This window comes from Paenarthrobacter sp. AR 02, assembly GCF_021538675.1.
Taxonomy (GTDB): domain Bacteria; phylum Actinomycetota; class Actinomycetes; order Actinomycetales; family Micrococcaceae; genus Arthrobacter.
This window is the reverse complement of the sequence record NZ_JAJUKH010000008.1, coordinates 69176-87720: the sequence shown is the minus strand read 5'-3', so window position 1 is coordinate 87720 and position 18545 is coordinate 69176. Positions and strand designations below refer to the sequence as shown.

The window sequence follows — 18545 nt, the reverse complement described above, 5'->3', positions numbered from 1 at the left end:
GCGCGGCGGCTCTCGGTGCGGGGTCCCACGAAGCGAAAACTAGAAGAGGTCCGTGAACCCGCCCCAGCCCCAACCAACCACTCCGGAGCCGTTCCAGCCGCCCTTGCCGTTTCCGTAGTAGGCCTTCAGCTGGCCTGATCCGTCGACGGCGAAGACGTCGAAGTTTCCGTCACCGTTGATGTCTCCGGCACTGCCAATTTTGCTCAAGCCGTTCCAACCCTGACCCACAACACTCATGCCGTTCCAGCCGCCGGCGCCGTTGCCGCGGTATAGCTTCAAGGATCCTGCGGAGTCGCGTGCCAGGACGTCGACGTTGGTGTCGCCGTCGAAATCGCCGGGAGTGATGATGGTATTCAGGGCGTTCCAGCCCTGCCCGGCTACGGAACGCGGCAACCACCCTCCAAGCCCGTCGCCGGGGTAGAGATAGAGGACGCCGTTGGCATCGCGTGCGAGGACGTCGTTGGTGCCGTCGCTGTTGAAGTCCCCGGGGGAGACCAGCGCCGTGAAGATGTTCCAGCCGGTGCCCACCTTGCGTGGGCCCGTCCAGCCCCCGGCGCCGTCGCCGCTGTACAAGTAGAGGCCCCCGGCGGAGTCCCGGCCGAGCACGTCGTTGTTGCCGTCGCCGTCGAAGTCACCCGGGGACAGGACCGTGGGGAAAATGTTCCAGCCGACGCCTACCGTACGTGCGGGCTCCCAGGTGTTGTTGATGCGCGGGTACATCATCAGTGCGCCATCCGAGCGGCGGGCCAGCAGCTCGAAGGCGCTCCGGCTGGTGAAGCCGCTGGGCCGGTGGGACGCGGAGATGGGGGCGGTCTCTTCGCTGGCCACCTCCATGTTTTCGCAGGGGTAGTTTGCGACCAGGTGGGCGGCTATGGTCTTGCCGCGGTCCTCTTCGCCAAGGACGTAGTTGGGCCATGTGGGGTGGTCTGTGGCTACCTCGCCGTCGCGGGTCCAGTAGATGCGTGTGTCGGGACCGGCTCCGGCGCCACAGCCCTTATAGGCGTACGGGTCCCATGAAACTGTGAGTGTCGATCCGACGTAAGGGGCTCCGGTGATAACCGGCGGCTCCGGATCCATGGTTGCCATGGCGGGAGCCGGCGCAAACGTTGCCATGGCAACGACGGCCGCCGCGATCCCAGCCAGCGCCCGGCGCACGCCGAACGCAGGGCGTGATGAAGCACTCATTGTGTCCTCCCCAGACTTTTATGGGGTTAATGGTACCCCGGCTGGGATGTTGCTAGAAGATCGCTGTAAACCATCCGAAGCCTGCGCCGACGGCCTCCGAACCCTTCCAGCCGCTGCGTCCATCGCCGTAGTAGGCAACCAGCCGCCCCTGCTGGTCCACGGCATAAACATCGGGGAAGCCGTCGCCGTTGAAGTCCCCCGCAGCTCCGATCGACTTCAACGCATTCCAGCCGACGCCGATCATCCAGGATCGGGTCCATCCTCCGGAGCCGTTTCCTCCATAGAAGTACAGGTACCCGTTGCGGTCCCGCGCCAGGACGTCCACGGTGCCGTCACCGTTGAAATCTCCCGGGGTCACCAGTGCATCCATCACGTTCCAGCCGGTCCCGACGGCGGTACGCGCCAACCAGCCGCCGGCACCGTTGCCGGGGTAGAGGTAGAGGGCTCCGCCGGGCTCGCGGGCGAGGATGTCGTTGTTCCCGTCGCCGTTGAAGTCGCCCGGGCTGACGATGGAATCGAAGACGTTCCACCCGTTGCCGATGCTTCGGGCGGGCTTCCAGCCACCGGCGCCGTCCCCGCTGAACAGGTAAAGCCCTCCAGCTGTGTCGCGGACGATCACATCGCTTTTGCCGTCCCCGTCGAAGTCGCCGGGGGAGAGGGCCAGGTTAAAGATGTTGAACCCCCAACCCACCGTTTTAGCGGGGTCCCAGGCGCCGCCTTTCCGCCCGTACAGCAGCAGTGAGCCATCGTTTGCCCGGGTCAAAAGCTCGAAGCTCCGGCCAGTAAAGCCGGCTGCCCGGTTGACGTCCCCCACTGGCCTTGTCTCCGTGCTGTGCAGGGACTCGCCACCGCACGCGGTTTTGCTGGCAGTGACATGCACCGCCATGCGCGCCCCGGTGTCGTCGGGCCCCAGGTCGTAGCTTCGCGCCGTTTCGCCTGCCACCAGGAAACCGTCCCGGGTCCAATAAACAGTAAAGTCCGGCCCCTTGCCGCCTCCGCACCCGTAAAACGTGTACGGGCCAATATCTGCGGTCAGCTTCTGCCCGACGAACGCTGCACCGTTGAGGATGGGATCGGGACCGCTGGGAGCTGCCGACGCCGGTATTGCGCCAAGTGCCATGGCCGCCACAGTGGCGGCCAGCAGAGCTGCTGCCACCCGACGTCGAAATCCCTGCATGTGTTTCCTCCCGTGTACCAGACCTGTTGAGAAGTGTATGTGGGGGCGGCCACAATACGGGGGATCGGCGTGCATGCCGCGGCCTCGGTCCAACTCTCAGGAAACGGTCATTTAGCTCCCGTATCATTGATGCGATCGGCCAGCCGTGGGTCTCAACCCAGCCGGCCGTTTCCTTGTCAGCCTGCCAAGAGATCGCCGGAAATGCCCGTATCAAATTCACTGGAACCGTACTCCCTTGACCTGACCACGGGGTTGCCCCGTATGGCTGCCGCGCCCACCACACCGCGGCAGCAGCTCCGCTATGCCCGGATCCTCAGGACAGCAGCCGGCTTTGCCCAGCGGCAGTTCGATACCTTGAGCCTTTCTGACGTCGCTGCGCGCGCGGACGTGCCACTCGGCACGCTGTACCGGTACTTTCCCTCGACGGCCCACCTCATGCTCGCTGTGTACCGGCAACAGCTGCGTGAGCTCCGGGAGGGCGTCCGGCGTCGGGAAGGCAAGGGGCACGCGCTCGCTGGTTTGATGATGGAGATTTTCCACTTGAGGGTCATGCAGCCCGGCGTGGAGCACTGCCTGATCCGTCCCGCAGGCAAAGATGAGGATACGGCGCAGCTGTTGCGTGAAATTGACACCCTGTCCGAGGAAGTCGTTGGCTCGCTCAGCAAGGACACCGGTAAGGACACTGTGCGTGCCCGCATTCTGCTGCACCTGGTGAGTGGCCTCGTCCAGGCTGTCCGGTGCCGCCGGTTGTCCCTTTTTGAGGCAGAAAAGGACCTGAAGAAGGCCTGCACGCTGCTGACCGGCGATTAGCAAAGTCACCCGGTGGTCTAGACCGATCCCCTCCGAGAAGCCGCTTTATGGCATGACGTGGCTCACACTTTCGCTTGGTTGAACGTTTTACTCCTGAATCGTCTCTCTTGGTATTGAATCTTGTACCCTTCGCCGTTCCCTAGGCTGGAAGCACCGAAGCGGCTAGCAGCCCCCTTACCTGCAGAAGCAACGCCGGGCCAGCCACCCTTGGCCTGCACAGCAGTTCTGTTCCTGCCCTGACATCGTGCCGTGGGACCACGGCTAGCCTGAGGAGACAACGACGTGTCCATCGAGACAATTGCTACTGACAACGACGCCCTGGTACTGAGCGAAGAAGAGATCTTTGCAGCCCACGAGGGCGGCAAGCTGACCATCTCCAGCACCGTACCCCTGGACAACAAGCGCGATCTTTCCATCGCCTACACCCCCGGAGTTGCGCAGGTCAGCCGCGCAATCCACGCCAACCCGGAGCTCGCCCGCACTCACACCTGGGCAGAGCGCCTGGTTGTGGTTGTCAGCGATGGCACCGCAGTCCTCGGCCTCGGCAACATTGGGCCCAGCGCTTCCCTGCCCGTCATGGAGGGCAAGTCTGCCCTGTTCAAGTCCTTTGGCGATCTCGACTCCATTCCGTTGGTACTGAACACCACCAACGTCGATGAGATCATCGAGACCCTGGTCCGCCTCCGTCCGAGCTTCGGCGCAGTCAACCTAGAGGACATCTCGGCTCCCCGCTGCTTCGAGCTGGAAGAGCGCCTGATCGAAGCACTGGATTGCCCCGTCATGCACGATGACCAGCACGGCACCGCCGTCGTGGTCCTCGCAGCGTTGACCAACGCCGCCAAGGTGACCCAGCGCGAACTCGCCGGCCTCAAGGTGGTTGTCTCCGGTGCTGGTGCCGCAGGCATCGCCATCGCCGAAATCCTGCTGGCGGTTGGCATCAAGGACGTCATCCTGCTCGATTCCAAGGGTGTGGTGAACGCTGAGCGTGCCGACCTCGTGGCTGATCCCGGCAGTGTCAAAGCCCGCATGGCCGCACGCACCAACCCCCGTGGCGTTACGGGTGGCCCGGGCGAAGGCTTGACCGGCGCCGACGTTTTCGTGGGCGTCTCCTCCTCCAAGCTGGACGAAGAGCACTTGAAGCTCATGAATGATCAGTCGATCGTGTTCGCGCTGTCCAACCCGGATCCGGAAGTTCTCCCCGAGGTCGCCCAGCAGTACGCAGCCGTTGTCGCCACCGGCCGCAGCGACTTCCCCAACCAGATCAACAACGTCCTGGCCTTCCCCGGCATCTTCCGCGGCGCGTTGGATGCCGGCGCCCGCCGGATCACCCCGGCCATGAAGATCGCCGCTGCGAACGCCATCGCCGAACTGGCCGCCGAGGACCTTTCCGCCGACTACATCGTGCCGAGCCCGCTGGATGCACGCGTGGCACCGGCCGTCACCGCGGCAGTTGCTGCCGCTGTAGCTGAGTAGCGTTCACCAACACAAGACCGACGACGGCGACGCCGCCCGTGCTGGGGAGCGTCGCCGTCGTTCTTTAAGTGGCAGGCGGGGCGGCTGGCCGCACCTAGACTGGGGCCATGAACGCCGAACTCATCGTGACCATCCTGTGCGGCCTGGCCATAGCAGTGGGTGTCGTTGGAACCATCATCCCCGTATTGCCGGGCAGCATCCTGATCGGTGCAAGCCTTTTGGCATGGGCCATCTGGGGCGGCGCCGGTGGCATGGGATGGGTGATCTTTGCCGTGGGCATGCTGTTTGTGGTGTCCGGAATGGCGGCCAGTGCCGTGCTGACCGGCCGCAAAATGAAGCAGCACGGGATCCCCAACAGATCGGTGCTGATTGGCGTGCTGCTGGGTGTGGTGGGCATGTTCGTTATCCCCGTGGTGGGGCTCTTTGTGGGGTTCGCCCTGGGGCTTCTCCTCAGCGAGGTCCAACGCACGCGGAACTTCAAGATCGCGCTGCGGTCCAGTGGTGCCGCGCTGAAAGCCACCGGCATAGGGATGCTGGTGGAATTCGGACTCGCCTGCGCGGCGGCGACCACATGGATCATCGGAGTGTGGGCCGAGGCGGTCTACGGGGGCCCTTAAACACCCCCGCCGAGATGGCAGTTGATGACAATCCCGCGGCGCAGGACTGTCATCAAATGCCATCCCGGCGGAAGAGTCACCGGAGGGCGGGTGTCCCGGCAGGTGTGGTGACCTGCGCCGGGCGGAATGAGGCCCCGGCCCCGGGGAACAGGGGAACATCTATCCGGGCGTGCGTGTGGATCTGGTGCACCGTGGACTTTGTATATTCCGCTATTTCCGCAAGGGTGGTCACCCACATGCCTTCGAGGTCCTTGACCCGTTCAATCAACTGCTCCAGGGCCGCGGCCCGGGAGGGTCGGCCCGAGATGAACGGGTGGTTCGTCAGCACAAAGCAGCTGCCCTGGGAGTGGTGCGCCTGCGCTTCCAGGGTCCACATTTCCAACGCCTTCGCGGGGCTCTCAATGACCCCGCTGCCAGTGACTCCCGGGTAGAAGCCGTACTGCTCCCAGTCATCCAGCGCCCAGTCCACCGGGATCTCCACGATGTCCCGGGGGTCATTCTGGGCGACGGCCATGCGGTAGGGGGCATCGCCGTCGAGCAGGCTTGAATCGTAAAGGAACCCACGGTCCGCCAGCAGGGCGGGGGACTGCCAGTTCAGCTCCCACCAGGGAGCCCGGTAGCCCACCGGGCGGACGCCGGCCAGCGTGGCGAGGGCCTCCAGCCCCCGGTCCAGGTATTGGGCTTCAGTAGCGGCATCGATGCCCTGCATAGGTTCGTGCATGTAGCCGTGGTGGGCGATTTCGTGGCCGCCGTCGACAATCCTGCGGACCACATCCGGGTAGCTTTCGGCCGTGAACCCTGGAATGAAGAACGTGCCCTTGATGTCCTGGCGGTCCAGGATCTGCAGCAAGCGTGGGACAGCGATCTTGGGCCCGTAGGACTGGTGGCTCATCAGGGACATCCGCTTGGTGCTGGTGGGGTCGTGAGCGATGGTGCAGGACTCGGCGTCGACGTCGAAGGTAAAAGACGCTGCTGCCTGGAAGCCCTCAGGCCAGGTGATCGGGTGGACGGAGTCGGCGAACGCGGGCTGGCTCATGCTGTGGTCCTTTCAACAGCCGGGGCGGGTTCAGGGGAAGGCGCCGGTTGGGTGGCGGAGACGTGGTTGGAGTCCGTCAGGAGGTATTTTTTATGCGCACGGGGTCCCAGGACGGCGTACGCTGCGGCGCTGGTGAGTCCGCCGGCCAGCCAGGAGAGATCCCAACCACCCAGGGCCACGGCGATGGGGCCCTGTGTCGCAGGAACAAGCCCGTACATGAACAACCAGGTGCAGAAGATACCGGCCAGGAGGGACACGATGCCTGCCCAGTTGACCACCGGGAGCCGCCGCGTTCCGATGGGGTCGAACAGCCGATCAACTTTTGCCGGCCAGCGCCTTTCCAGCCAGAAATAGTGCACCAGCATCACGCCACCCCAAGCGGCAACCCAGGCGACCAGGCCGATCAGCCAGGCGTCCAGGACCGCGGCGAAGTCTTCCTGGAAGATGAAGAAGACAACAGCGGCCAGTGAGAAGACGCCCACGAAGAGGTTGAGCTTGCGGCGGTTGATGTTGATGTCCAGGGCTTGCGTGGCGACAGAGAACGTGTAGATGTTGAGGATGTTGGTGGCGATGGGGCCGTGCAGCACCATGAGCAGGACGGGCAGGGCCATGACGCCGAAGTTCTGGACGATCAGCTTGCCGGGGTCGATCTCGCCGCTGTTGGTGGCGAGGCTTGCGCCCAGGATTCCCAGCCAGACCACAGGGATGAATTGCCCCAGGACGGAGGCCAGATACACCTTGCGCCTGGGAACGGACGTGCTCACAAACCGGGAGTAGTCCGCAGCGTAGGTGAACCAGGTGATACCCCAGCCGATGCCGATGGCGGTCATCACGGCACTCATGGCTGCGATCCGGTCCGAGCCTTCAAGGATATTGCCGGCTGGACCTGCGTAGCCCCAGTCGATCTTCATGCCGAACCATGCCACGGCGGACATGACGGCCAGGATGATGATGGTGGGCGGAACCGTCCACTTCTCGAATGCTGCGATTGCTTTGTAGCCGAACCAGGCGATGGCCACCTGGGTAGCCATGATGGCCGTGGCGACTCCGATCTTCCAGGCGTAGTTCGAAGCTTCGGGGTCCACCCAGCCAAGGGTTCCGAACAATGCCATGACCAGGTCCAGGATGATCCAGGTGTTCACCGCGCACCAGCCGATCACCAGGATTGCCTGGATGGCCGCCGGAAAGTAGTTGCCGCGCCGGCCGAACGCCGCGCGTGCCAGGACCATGCCGGTGGCGCCGGTCTTTTGGCCCAGGAGGACGAAGCAGCCGAACAGGAGCATGCCGATCAGGTTGCCCAGGACCAGGACGGTTACGGTGTCCGCGAAGCCGAGGCCCAGGTGGATGCCCAACGCTCCGAGCACCCAGTTGATCGGGGCAAGATTGGCGCCGGCCCAGATCCAGAACTGTCCGGATACTTTGCGGGTGCGGTCTGATTCGGGGATGGGTTGCAGCCAGGCTTCGCTGTCATGGCCCGGCGCCGTTGCCGGTCCTGACAGCGTTGAGCCCGGCTTGGAAGAGCCTGTTTGCGCTGAACTCGAACGCGAAGAAGAGAGGTTGTCTTGCATGGGGAGAGCCTCCGTGTGTGAAAGGGACCCCTTAAGGCTATGTGCGTCAGATCACAGCAACAAGATACGATGTGTCTGAAGAAGTGCGTCCAGATCATACGGAGTGTCATGTCCATCCTGCTTGATCAGGCTCTCAAGAGCGAAGTACTCACGAAGGCCGACCCCATCATCCTGACGCGCATGGCCGACGCACCGCAGCGGCCGGTCCGCTGGGTCCACTCCAGCGAGGTTCTGGACATTGCCCCACTGCTTCGGGGCGGGGAGCTGCTCCTCAGCGGTGGCCAGGCTCTGGGAGCCGAGTCAGCGGAACGCCGCGCGGATTACATCCGGGAACTGGCCGCCCGCGGGATCGCGGCGCTCGCCTTGGAAACCGGACCGGCCCTCCCCGCCATCCCCGCGGACATGCTGGAAGCGGCCGAAACAGCGGGCCTTCCCGTCATAGAGCTGCGCCGGGTTGTTCCGTTTGTCGCCGTCATGCAGGAAATCAACTCGCTCCTGGTCAGCGAATCCGTGAAACACCTGCAACGCGGCGACCAGGCCAGCCACGCCATGGCCGCCGAACTCGCCCACGGCGGCGGACTCGATCAGCTCCTGACTGTGTTGGCTGATAGGACCGGGACAGGTGCCAGGCTGGTCTCGCCGTCGGGTGTCACGCTGGGCGCGTCCGCCGGACCCGCCCCGGGCGGTGTGGTCACCACCGTTGACGTTCCGGTTCGGGGCGTGCTGGCGGCCCGCCTTGAGCTGGTTGTGCCCGACGACGGCGACTCCGGACTCGCGCGCGTGGCGGGGGAGAGATCCGTGGACATCCTGGGCCTTGCCTTGCTGCAACGGATGCCGCCAGGGCTGAAGGAGTTGGCAGGCATAGAGCTGATGCGCGCCATCAATTCCGGCAGCCAGGCGTGGCAACTGCGGCAACTGGGCCCGGCGTCGGGATTTCCAACGGATGGCAAGGTGGCCGCGGTGGTGATCCGATCCACTGGAGCAGGGCATCTGCGGCCGGCCGTGGATACGGTGCTCCGGGAACAGGTGCCGCACAGCGCCAGCTACGCCAACAACGCTGAGTTGATCGCCCTGGCGGCACTCCCGGATGGCCATTCCAGCCGTACGGCTTTGGCTGATGCCTTGGCCGCCGTGGACATCCCGCCCGGATCCGTGGTGTCCGTGGGCCCGTTGGGGAGTGGGATTGACGATGCTCCGTGGTCCTTGGCCGAAGCTCGCCGTGCCCTGGATCTCGTTGCCCAGGAGAGCGGGTCAGGGAACGGCGGAGTCGTGGACGCCGAGGCCTTCGCCGTCGAGTTGCTGGCCCAGGAGTCCCTGGACGCCGCAACCCGGGAAGTGTTCGTACAGCGGCAGTTGGGGGCCGTCGTCGGGCATGACCGTTTGAAACGGTCGGAGCTGCTGCGGACGCTGACCGTGTGGCTGGATACCGGATGCAACACTGCCCAAGCTGCCCGCGAGCTGCACTTGGAGCGGCAATCCATGCATCACCGCTTGCAGCGGATTTTTGAGCTCTGCGGCGGAGATCCGCGGGGAACGGGCCGGCTGGCCGCCCTGCATCTGGCAACCCGGCTGGCGCGGTTGTAGCTCCCGGTGAACGCGAAATCGCGGGTCCGCTGCGAATTCGCATGCTAAAGAACAGCGAATTCGCAGCTGACCCGCGATCCCGGCGCAGCAAGCCCTACTTCAACACGATCGTCCTGTTCCCATTCAGGATGATCCGGCCCTCGCAGTGCCAGCGAACGGCGTTGCTGAGTGCCTTGCATTCGGTATCACGGCCGGCGGCTACAAGGTCCTCCGGGCCGAACGTGTGGTCCACTTCCACCACCTGCTGGGCGATGATGGGCCCTTCATCCAGCTCCCCGTTCACGTAGTGGGCCGTGGCACCCACGGTTTTCACGCCGCGGGCGTAGGCCTGGTGGTACGGCTTGGCACCCTTGAAGCTGGGCAGGAACGAGTGGTGGATGTTGATGGCCCGGCCGTCGAGCTTGCGTGCCAGGTCATCGCTGAGCACCTGCATGTAACGGGCCAGGACAATGAGCTCAACGTCCAGCTCATCGATGATCTCCAACAGGCGACCCTCGGCCTCGGGCTTGGTGGCAGCCGTGACGGGGACGTGGAAGAACGGAATCCCGTGCCACTCCGCCAGGCCCTGGTGATCGGTGTGGTTGGACACGACGCCCACCACGTCGATGGGCAGCTCACCGATCCTTGCCCGGAACAGGAGGTCGTTCAGGCAGTGCCCGAACTTGGAAACCATGATCAGCACGCGGCGTTTGTAACCCTGGCGTTCCAGCTGCCAGTTCATGGCGTACTTGTCGCCCACCGGCGCAAAAGCCTCCCGCAGGGCATCCACCGTGGAGGCATCGCCGTCGGACGCGAAGTGCACGCGCATGAAGAAGTGACCCTCGGCGCGATCGCCGAACTGTTTGTTGTCGATGATGTCGCAGCCGTGATCCAGCAGGAACCCGGACACTGCGTGCACGATTCCCGGACCCTCGGGACAATCCAGGGTGAGGACGTGTTCCACGGTGGTCTCCGGGCCGGAAGGAACGGCGGTTTCAGCTTGAATGGCAGTCATGGCTAGCACTCCACTACGTTGACGGCGAGGCCCCCACGGGAGGTCTCTTTGTACTTGGATTTCATATCTGCGCCCGTTTCGCGCATGGTCTTGATGGCTTTGTCCAGCGATACCTTGTGGCTGCCATCGCCATGCAGTGCAAGGCGGGCTGCGTTGATCGCCTTGACGCTGGCAATGGCGTTGCGCTCGATGCAGGGGATCTGCACCAGCCCGCCCACGGGATCGCAGGTCAGGCCCAGGTTGTGTTCAATGCCCACCTCGGCCGCATTTTCCACTTGCTCCGGAGTTCCGCCAAGGACTTCGCAGAGTCCGGCGGCGGCCATGGAGCAGGCCGAACCTACCTCGCCCTGGCAGCCAACCTCGGCGCCGGAGATGGAGGCGTTGATCTTGAACAGGATTCCGACGGCGGCCGCCGCCAGCAGGAACCGCACGACGCCGTCGTCGTTGGCTCCCGGAACAAACTTGGTGTAATAGTGCAGCACGGCCGGGACAATTCCGGCGGCACCGTTGGTGGGTGCAGTGACAATCCTGCCGCCCGCCGCGTTTTCCTCGTTCACGGCCAGGGCGAACAGGTTCACCCATTCCATGGCCAGGAGGGGGTCGGCTGAATTCGCGCCGTTCAGGTCGGCGTCGGTCTCGGAGAGCTTCTTGAACAACGACGGCGCCCGTCGCCTGACCTTCAGGCCTCCCGGCAGGATTCCCTCGGCAGAGCAGCCGTTGTCCACGCATTCCTGCATGACGGCCCAAATGCCCAGCAGCCGTTCACGAAGTTCTTCCTCGGAACGCCACACCAGTTCGTTGGCCAGCATGACGTCGGAGATGGACATGCCTTCGCGCCCGCAGATCTCCAGGAGTTGGTCTGCCGTGGTGAACGGGTATGGGAGCACCGTGTTATCTGCCACCACTTTGTCGGCTCCGGAGACGTCGCCGTCCACCACGAAGCCGCCCCCGATGGAGTAGTAGCTGCGCTCCCGAAGGACCGTGCCGGTGTGGTCCAGGGCCCGGAACGTCATGCCGTTGGGGTGGGCGGGGAGGGACTTGCGGCGGTGCAGGACCACGTCCTCGTCCCAATTGAAGTCAACGCGGTGATTCCCGCCCAGACGTAGCTCGGCGTCCAAGGCAGCGGCGGCCACCTGGTCATCCGCTGTGTGGGTATCCACAGTTTCGGGAGAGTGGCCCTGCAGTCCCAGCACCACGGCTTTGTCTGAGCCGTGGCCCCGGCCGGTGGCGCCCAGGGAGCCGAAAAGCTCAGCCTGGACGCGCACCGTGGCCGGGAGCTGGCCGGACGATTCAAGACCGTCCGTGAACTGCTTTGCCGCGCGCATCGGGCCGACCGTGTGTGAGGAGGACGGCCCGATGCCAACAGAAAACAGGTCAAGCACACTCAGTGCCATCAGGGGACCTCGGGGGAGGCGTATTCCCTCATGGCATCCAGGAGCCAACGGCCCAGGAAGTCGGCAAACGAGGCCCGGGGAAAGATCCGGTAGGAGTCCTCGGAGGTCTTCCACAGCATCACCGGGATGTGTGCAAGTTCCGTGGAAACAGCCGTGCCCGGCTTGAAGACCCTGGGGTGCAGGTCCAGGGAGCAAGTCTTCTCCAGGACTGCCCGGGCGTGGCTGCCGGAGAGCTCGAACGTGGTGCGGTTGGCGGACAGGTCCACCACCTGGCCGGCGTCGTTGCCCAAGGCAGTGGTCAGATCGCTGCCCAGGGAGCCGCCCAGGGAATCGTGGGCTTCCTCGGGAGCCACCACCAGGAACTCGGTGGGGCCGAGCCACAGGGTGTTGACGGAATCGTTGCCCGTCACCTCGCCACAAGCGGCAGGCAAGCCGCCGACGACGGACGCAACGCGGGCGCCGGCGTCGGACGTCCGGTCAACCCGGATGCCCACCATGGCCTGGTACGGGATCTCGGTGAGCGTCACTGTGCCCGGAACTGAGCCGGACGTGAACGCCTCAGCCAGGTGCTGGGCCGGGCTGCGGCGTGCACGGCTCACGGTTTCTGCGGGGGTTGCTGTTTCAGCCATCTTTGCGGGTCCCTTCAGCATCGAAAAGTACGGTTTCGCCAACAACCACGTCCACCAATTGGTCTCCCAGGGAGGCCTGGAGGGTTTCACCGATGCGGTTGCGGCCGTTTTGAATGAGGGCCAGGCCGAAGGAGCGGCCAAGCGCGGCGCTGTGGTAGCTGGAGGTCACGAAGCCTTCCATGGGGACGGGTCCGTTGGCCGGGTTGACCGGGATGCCCTTCTCCACCAACTGGGTGCCTTCCGGCAACCTCAGCGAGTGGTCCACGGGAAGGACACTGACCAGGTGCTTGCGGTCCTCGCGGCTGGCGTCCTCCCGGAGGTAGGAGCGCTTGCCGACGAAGTCCTTGGCCTTGGAAACAATCCAGTCCATGCCGGCGTCCTGCGGGGTTACCGTTCCGTCGGTGTCCTGCCCAACAATCGGGTAGCCCTTTTCGGCGCGGAGCACGTGCATGGTTTCGGTGCCGTACGGGGTGATGTTGAACTCCGCACCCGCGGCAGCAACAGCTTCCCAGGTGTTGAGTCCGTACCAGGCCGGAACGTTGATTTCGTAGGCGAGTTCACCGGAGAAGGAGATACGGCAAACACGTGCCTGCACTCCTGAGGCCAGTGTGGTTTCGCGGAACGTCATGAACGGGAAGGCTTCAGCGTCAAGGCCACCGTTTTCGGCGAGCTGCGGGGCAACCTTGGCCAGGACTGCGCGGGACTTCGGGCCCACGACGGCGATGGTGGTCCACTGCTCCGTCACGGACGTGAACACGACGTCCAGTTCCGGCCACTCCGTCTGGTGCCACTCTTCCAGCCAGTCCAGCACCTTGGCGGCGCCGCCTGTTGTGGTGGTCATGAAGTAGCGGTCCTCGTCCAGGCGAAGGGTCACGCCGTCGTCGAAGATCATGCCATCCAGGGTGCACATGACACCGTAGCGGGCGGATCCCGGGGCGAGCTTCTTGAACGCGTTGGTGTACACGCGGTTCAGGAATTCACCGGCGTCCTTTCCGCGGATTTCGATCTTGCCCAGCGTGGTGGCGTCCATGAAGCCCACGGAATCGCGGACGGCAGCGCACTCACGCAGGACCGCGGTGTCCATGTCCTCGCTGCCCTGCGGGTAGTACCAGGGGCGCTTCCACTGTCCAACATCTTCAAACAGTGCGCCCTGGGCAACGTGCCACGGGTGGATTGAGGTGACGCGGGCGGGGTCGAACAGCTCGCCGCGCTGGCGGCCTGCCAACGCTGCGAAGGCCACGGGTGTGAACGGTGCACGGTACGCGGTGGTGCCGATCTCGCCCACTCCGGGGATGCTCTCGGCGCCGCCGAACTTCAGCGCAGCGGCGATGACGCCGATCGCGTTGACGCCGGACGTCTTGCCCTGGTCGTTCGCGGTGCTGATGGAGGTGTACCGCTTGACGTGTTCCACGGACCGCATGCCGGCACCGGTGGAGCGAAGCACATCGGCTACTGACTGGTCGCGCTGGAAGTCGACGAAGTGGTGGTGCCATTCGCCCGGCTCACCGGTCTGGCCGGGAACCAGCCAGAGCTGGCGGCTCGGTGCGCTGGCCACGGGTTCCTGCAGTTCCACCGGGGTGGTTGCCGACTCAAAGCCGGCAGCAATGGACGCTGCTGCTCCCGCGGAAATGCCCTCGGCCAGGCAGTCCTCGAGTTCAAAGGTGCCACGGCCTGCACCCACCACCTGCTGATCGCGGACCGGCTTGGCGGGAATGAAAGCTGCGAGCTCGTCGTCCCAACGCAGCTTGCCTTGGCGCTGGCTGTGGAGGTGGACCACCGGGCTCCAGCCACCGGAAACGGCGAGCAGATCGGCAGCCAGCTGTTCGACGCCCGAGGTGAGTTCGCCGTCGTCGTTGATGCTGCGGACGGTGACGCCATTCAGGCGGCCGTTCTCATCCGCGGAGGTGTCCGCCACGGCGCTGCCGATCAGTACCCGGATACCGGACTCGACGGCGGCAGCGGCCTTTGCGCTGATCTGCGGACGGGCGTCCACGACGGCGGCAATCGCCACGCCTGCTGCCTTCAGGTCCGCGGCAAGCGCGTAGGCGGAGTCGTTGGTGGTGGTGATGACCACCCGCGAACCGGCGGCGACGGCGTACCGGTTGAGGTACGTGCGTGCAGCGGAGGCGAGCATGATGCCCGGACGATCGTTGTTCTCGAACACCAGGGGACGTTCGTGGGCGCCGGGGGCCAGGACAACCTGCTTAGCACGGATGTGCCAAATACGCTGGCGGGAGACTCCCGGGGCTGCAGGAACGCTCAGGTGGTCCGTGCGGTTCTGGGCTGCGATGAAGTAGTTGGAATCATAGGAACCGAAAGCGGTGGTGCGGTTCAGCACCGTGCATTCCGCGGCCGAGACCAGCTCCGCTTCAACGTCCGCAACCCATTCCAGGGCCGGCTTGCCCTCAACGGTGTCGGCCAGGCCTTCAGCGGTGGAACCCGAAAGCAAGGCGCCGCCGAGCTCGGGCTGGTCGTCGATGAGGATGACGCGGGCGCCGGTGCGGACGGCCTCGCGGGCAGCTGCCAGGCCGGCAATGCCGCCGCCAACTACCAGGACGTCGGTGTGGACGTACTTTTTGTCGTACTCGGCCTTGTCCTCGTTAGGGTCCAGCTTGCCCAGACCTGACAGGAGCTCAATTTTCATGCCGTCCACCAAAGACACTGCCGTGGCGGGAAGCATGGACTCGGCTACGTGGCCCGGGAAGCGAGGGGCGATCTTGACCAGGGCGTTGGACTCTTCCACGCCGGCGGCCATGATGCCGCGCGGGCGGTCCTCGTAAAGGGAGTTGCCGGCGTTGATGTGGCCGTTGGCCAGCAGCGCCGATGCGATGGTGTCACCCGGGTGGCCAGTGAATTCCTGGCCGTCCACGGTGAAGCGCCAGGAGATGCTGCGATCGATGCGTCCGCCGGTGGCGAGGCGTGCGTTCTTGCTGGTCACTTCTAGACTCCTTCCGAGGAGGTGGGTGCGGTGGTAGCGGCGCCGGTGCTTGTGGTGGCGGCGCCGGGGGCCAAGCCGGGTTCCTGGCCGAACTCGCCGGTCTGGCTGAACTCGCCCGGTTTGTCTGCCTGGAGATCGGGGCGTTGCTGGCCCATCGCGTAGATCGAGTGGATGTCGTAGCTCACGGTGTCCCGCAGCATGTTGAACCACTGGCGGCACCCGGTGCTGTGGACCCAGCGCTCGGCGAAAGTGCCCTTGGTGTTCTCGCGGTAGAAGAGGTACTCGGCCCACTCGCGGTCCCTGAGCTCGTTGGGGTTTTCCGGGTAGGCGATGTGCGCCTGTCCGCCGTAGTGGAATTCGGTTTCGTCGCGTGGCCCGCAGTTGGGGCAAGAAATGAGGAGCATGTCTGTCCTGTCCTGGCTAGTGGGCCACGGCTGCGGCGCCGTGTTCGTCGATCAAGGCGCCGGTCTCGAAGCGTTCCAGCGCGAACGGCTTGTTCAGCTTGTGCGGCGCACCGGTGGCGATGGTGTGCGCGAAGGTCAGGCCGGCTGCAGGGGTCCCCTTGAAGCCGCCGGTTCCCCAACCACAGTTGACGAACATGTTCTCCACGGGGGAGAGGCCCACAATCGGTGAGGCGTCCAGGGTGGTGTCCACAATGCCGCCCCAGGTCCGGAGCACGTGGGCCCGGGCGAAGATCGGGAAGAGCTCCACCGCTGCTGCCATCTGCTCCTCGATCACGTGGAACGAGCCGCGCTGGCCGTAGCCGTTGTAGGAGTCAACGCCGGCGCCCATCACCAGTTCGCCCTTGTGAGCCTGGGACACGTAGACGTGAACGTGGTTGGACATGACCACCGTGGGGTGGACGGGTTCGTGCAGTTCGGACACCAGTGCCTGGAGCGGGTGCGACTGGATCGGCAGGCGGAAACCGGCCATTTCCGCCAGGACCGAGCTGTGGCCGGCGGCGCAGAGGCCTACCTTTTCGGTGTTGATGGTGCCGCGGGTGGTCTTGACGCCGGTGACGCGGTTGCCGTCCTTGATGAAGCCGGTGACTTCACAGTTCTGGATGATGTCCACGCCGAGTTCATCGCACTTGCGGGCAAAGGCCCAGGCCACGTGGTCGTGCTTCGCGATGCCTGCACGCGGCTGGTACGTGGCACCCATGACGGGGTAGCGGATGTTGTCGCTGATGTTCAGGATGGGGCAGAGTTCCTTGACCTGCTGCGGGTCGAGCCACTCGGCATCCACACCGTTGAGCCTGTTGGCACCCACGCGGCGGACACTTTCGCGGACATCGCCCAGGGTGTGGGCCAGGTTCATCACGCCGCGCTGGCTGAACAGGAAGTCGTACTCCAGCTCTTCCGGGAGGATCTCCCAAAGCTTGAGGGCGTGCTCATAAATGGCGGCGCTCTCGTCCCAGAGGTAGTTGGAACGGATGATCGTGGTGTTGCGGGCCATGTTGCCACCGGCCAGCCAGCCCTTTTCCAGGATGGCGATGTTGGTCATGCCGTGATTCTTGGCCAGGTAATACGCCGTGGCCAGGCCGTGGCCGCCGCCGCCGACAATGACGGCGTCGTAGCTCTTCTTAGGGTCCGGGTTGCGCCAGAGGAAGTCCGGGTGTTCGGGGAGGTGGTCTGCACTCACTGGGCTGCTCCAATCAGTTCTGCTTCGAGGTTGGCCTTGGCGCCATTGCCGAGGTGTGGGTAAAGGGGGAACTTGTCGGCCAGCGCGGTGACGCGGTTGCGGAGTTCGACGGCGGTGGCATCGTCCAGGGCGACGTCACCTTCGGTGCCTGCTTCAGTTCCTGCGGAGGTGCCGCTCTGTGCCGCGGCGATCAACGCCGTCGCAATGATGTCCGAGACTTCAGTGAAGTCTTCGGCGCCGAAGCCGCGAGCGGCGAGGGCCGGGGTACCAATGCGCAGGCCGGAGGAAACCATGGGTGGCCGGGGGTCGAACGGGACGGCGTTGCGGTTGACCGTGATGCCGATCCGGTGCAGGGTGTCTTCGGCCTGCTGGCCGTTCAGTACCGAGTGGCGGAGGTCTGCGAGCACCAGGTGGACGTCAGTTCCGCCGCTGACAACGGAGATGCCGGCGGCCGCAACGTCGTCCTGGAGGAGGCGCTGGGCAAGGATCTTGGAGCCTTCCAATACGCGGACCTGTCGCTCCTGGAACTCGGGCTCGGCGGCCATCTTGAAAGCGACGGCCTTGGCGGCGATGACGTGCTCCAGCGGGCCGCCCTGCTGACCGGGGAACACTGCCGAGTTAACCTTCTTGGCGATGTCGGCGTCGTTGGTCAGAATCACGCCACCGCGGGGTCCGCCCAGGGTCTTGTGGGTGGTGCTGGTGACAATGTGGGCGTGCGGAACGGGGCTGGGGTGCAGTCCCGCTGCCACCAGCCCGGCGAAGTGGGCCATATCAACCATGAGGTAAGCGCCCACCAGATCGGCAATGCGGCGGAATTCAGCGAAATCCAGCTGCCGGGCGTAGGCGGACCAGCCGGCGACGATCAGCTGCGGCTTGTTTTCAAGAGCCAGGCGTTCAACTTCGGCCATGTCCACGGTGTGGGTGTCCTCGCGGACGCCGTAGGGAACAACGTTGTACAACTTGCCGGAGAAGTTGATGCGCATGCCGTGCGTCAGGTGGCCACCGTGGGCCAGGTTCAGGCCCATGATGGTGTCGCCCGGGGTAATGAGTGCGTGCATGGCGGAGGCATTGGCCTGGGCACCGGAGTGCGGCTGGACGTTCGCGTACTCGGCGCCGAACAAGGACTTCAAGCGGTCAATGGCCAGCTGCTCGATCACATCAACGTGTTCGCAGCCGCCGTAGTAGCGCTTGCCCGGGTAGCCCTCGGCGTACTTATTGGTCAGCACCGATCCCTGCGCCTGCATGACGGCGGTGGGAGCGAAGTTCTCGGAAGCAATCATTTCCAGCGTGGACTGCTGGCGGATGAGTTCCTGGGCGATCGCCTGATCGACCTCCGGGTCCGCCTGGGACAGCGGGCGGATCAAGGGTTCAACCATGGTGTTCTCCTTCAAAGCTTGTCTGGGTGTCGACTGTTAGGCAACTGATATATTAGAACTGTTGCCATAGTATGTTGGAGATCACATAGTCGTCAACAGGTCAGTGGTAATCCATCCGGCAGA

The 18545-nt window shown here is 64.7% G+C and carries 15 protein-coding genes; 4 read left to right on the top strand and 11 right to left on the bottom strand.

Translation table 11 applies throughout. The annotated features are described in order from the left end of the window. Positions 1-39: 39 nt before the first annotated feature. Positions 40-1185 (bottom strand): FG-GAP-like repeat-containing protein, encoded by a 1146-nt coding sequence (locus tag LRQ04_RS14970; protein WP_235521049.1) that lies wholly within the window; start codon positions 1183-1185, stop codon positions 40-42. A gap of 52 nt (positions 1186-1237) precedes the next feature. After that, the gene (locus LRQ04_RS14965) at positions 1238-2362 is read right to left on the bottom strand and encodes a VCBS repeat-containing protein (RefSeq protein ID WP_235521047.1); all 1125 of its coding nucleotides are present in this window, start codon (positions 2360-2362) and stop codon (positions 1238-1240) included. 201 nt (positions 2363-2563) lie between these two features. Between LRQ04_RS14965 and LRQ04_RS14960 the strand changes: the two genes are divergently transcribed. From LRQ04_RS14960 to LRQ04_RS14950, 3 genes are all read left to right on the top strand, one after another. Next, the gene (locus LRQ04_RS14960) at positions 2564-3172 is read left to right on the top strand and encodes a TetR/AcrR family transcriptional regulator (RefSeq protein ID WP_235521046.1); all 609 of its coding nucleotides are present in this window, start codon (positions 2564-2566) and stop codon (positions 3170-3172) included. Between the two features lie 282 nt (positions 3173-3454). After that, the gene (locus LRQ04_RS14955) at positions 3455-4645 is read left to right on the top strand and encodes an NADP-dependent malic enzyme (RefSeq protein ID WP_235521044.1); all 1191 of its coding nucleotides are present in this window, start codon (positions 3455-3457) and stop codon (positions 4643-4645) included. Between the two features lie 107 nt (positions 4646-4752). Then, positions 4753-5262, top strand: a complete 510-nt coding sequence (locus LRQ04_RS14950; RefSeq protein WP_235521043.1) for a DUF456 domain-containing protein — start codon at positions 4753-4755, stop codon at positions 5260-5262. 76 nt (positions 5263-5338) lie between these two features. On the opposite strand, the gene LRQ04_RS14945 is transcribed toward LRQ04_RS14950, so the two are convergent. Continuing rightward, complete coding sequence (locus tag LRQ04_RS14945) at positions 5339-6298, bottom strand: polysaccharide deacetylase (protein ID WP_235521041.1); 960 nt, start codon at positions 6296-6298, stop codon at positions 5339-5341. Then, on the bottom strand, positions 6295-7866 hold the full coding sequence (locus LRQ04_RS14940) for a cytosine permease (RefSeq protein ID WP_235521040.1): 1572 nt from the start codon (positions 7864-7866) through the stop codon (positions 6295-6297). Before LRQ04_RS14940 ends, LRQ04_RS14945 begins: the two co-directional genes overlap by 4 nt. A 108-nt stretch (positions 7867-7974) precedes the next feature. Between LRQ04_RS14940 and LRQ04_RS14935 the strand changes: the two genes are divergently transcribed. After that, a complete protein-coding gene (locus LRQ04_RS14935) occupies positions 7975-9450 on the top strand; it encodes a PucR family transcriptional regulator ligand-binding domain-containing protein (protein WP_235521038.1) in 1476 nt (491 codons plus the stop codon). Between the two features lie 94 nt (positions 9451-9544). Here LRQ04_RS14935 and purU read toward each other — a convergent pair whose 3' ends face one another. From purU to glyA, 7 genes are read right to left on the bottom strand one after another with little or no spacing between them, the layout of a single operon-like run. Continuing rightward, a complete protein-coding gene (purU, locus tag LRQ04_RS14930) occupies positions 9545-10444 on the bottom strand; it encodes a formyltetrahydrofolate deformylase (RefSeq protein ID WP_235521037.1) in 900 nt (299 codons plus the stop codon). A 2-nt stretch (positions 10445-10446) separates the two neighbouring features. Beyond that, the gene (locus tag LRQ04_RS14925) at positions 10447-11838 is read right to left on the bottom strand and encodes an L-serine ammonia-lyase (protein ID WP_235521036.1); all 1392 of its coding nucleotides are present in this window, start codon (positions 11836-11838) and stop codon (positions 10447-10449) included. After that, positions 11838-12467: a sarcosine oxidase subunit gamma gene (locus LRQ04_RS14920; protein WP_235521035.1), complete on the bottom strand. Its 630-nt coding sequence runs from the start codon at positions 12465-12467 to the stop codon at positions 11838-11840. Before LRQ04_RS14920 ends, LRQ04_RS14925 begins: the two co-directional genes overlap by 1 nt. Further along, positions 12460-15405 carry a sarcosine oxidase subunit alpha family protein gene (locus LRQ04_RS14915; RefSeq protein ID WP_235521034.1) on the bottom strand — a complete coding sequence of 982 codons (2946 nt, stop codon included), beginning with the start codon at positions 15403-15405 and terminating at the stop codon, positions 12460-12462. Before LRQ04_RS14915 ends, LRQ04_RS14920 begins: the two co-directional genes overlap by 8 nt. A 2-nt stretch (positions 15406-15407) precedes the next feature. After that, entirely contained in the window at positions 15408-15809 is a 402-nt protein-coding gene (locus tag LRQ04_RS14910; protein WP_235521033.1) for a sarcosine oxidase subunit delta, read from the bottom strand. A 16-nt stretch (positions 15810-15825) separates the two neighbouring features. After that, the gene (locus tag LRQ04_RS14905; RefSeq protein WP_235521032.1) at positions 15826-17046 is read right to left on the bottom strand and encodes a sarcosine oxidase subunit beta family protein; all 1221 of its coding nucleotides are present in this window, start codon (positions 17044-17046) and stop codon (positions 15826-15828) included. Further along, positions 17043-18422 (bottom strand): serine hydroxymethyltransferase, encoded by a 1380-nt coding sequence (glyA, locus tag LRQ04_RS14900; RefSeq protein WP_235521030.1) that lies wholly within the window; start codon positions 18420-18422, stop codon positions 17043-17045. Before glyA ends, LRQ04_RS14905 begins: the two co-directional genes overlap by 4 nt. Between the last annotated feature and the right edge of the window lie 123 nt (positions 18423-18545).

Coding starts and splice junctions, on each gene's coding strand:
- LRQ04_RS14970 (WP_235521049.1), bottom strand. CDS start 1,185: ATGAGTGCTTCATCACGCCCTGCGTTCGGCGTGCGCCGGGCGCTGGCT.
- LRQ04_RS14965 (WP_235521047.1), bottom strand. CDS start 2,362: ATGCAGGGATTTCGACGTCGGGTGGCAGCAGCTCTGCTGGCCGCCACT.
- LRQ04_RS14960 (WP_235521046.1), top strand. CDS start 2,564: ATGCCCGTATCAAATTCACTGGAACCGTACTCCCTTGACCTGACCACG.
- LRQ04_RS14950 (WP_235521043.1), top strand. CDS start 4,753: ATGAACGCCGAACTCATCGTGACCATCCTGTGCGGCCTGGCCATAGCA.
- LRQ04_RS14945 (WP_235521041.1), bottom strand. CDS start 6,298: ATGAGCCAGCCCGCGTTCGCCGACTCCGTCCACCCGATCACCTGGCCT.
- LRQ04_RS14940 (WP_235521040.1), bottom strand. CDS start 7,866: ATGCAAGACAACCTCTCTTCTTCGCGTTCGAGTTCAGCGCAAACAGGC.
- LRQ04_RS14935 (WP_235521038.1), top strand. CDS start 7,975: ATGTCCATCCTGCTTGATCAGGCTCTCAAGAGCGAAGTACTCACGAAG.
- purU (WP_235521037.1), bottom strand. CDS start 10,444: ATGACTGCCATTCAAGCTGAAACCGCCGTTCCTTCCGGCCCGGAGACC.
- LRQ04_RS14925 (WP_235521036.1), bottom strand. CDS start 11,838: ATGGCACTGAGTGTGCTTGACCTGTTTTCTGTTGGCATCGGGCCGTCC.
- LRQ04_RS14920 (WP_235521035.1), bottom strand. CDS start 12,467: ATGGCTGAAACAGCAACCCCCGCAGAAACCGTGAGCCGTGCACGCCGC.
- LRQ04_RS14910 (WP_235521033.1), bottom strand. CDS start 15,809: ATGCTCCTCATTTCTTGCCCCAACTGCGGGCCACGCGACGAAACCGAA.
- glyA (WP_235521030.1), bottom strand. CDS start 18,422: ATGGTTGAACCCTTGATCCGCCCGCTGTCCCAGGCGGACCCGGAGGTC.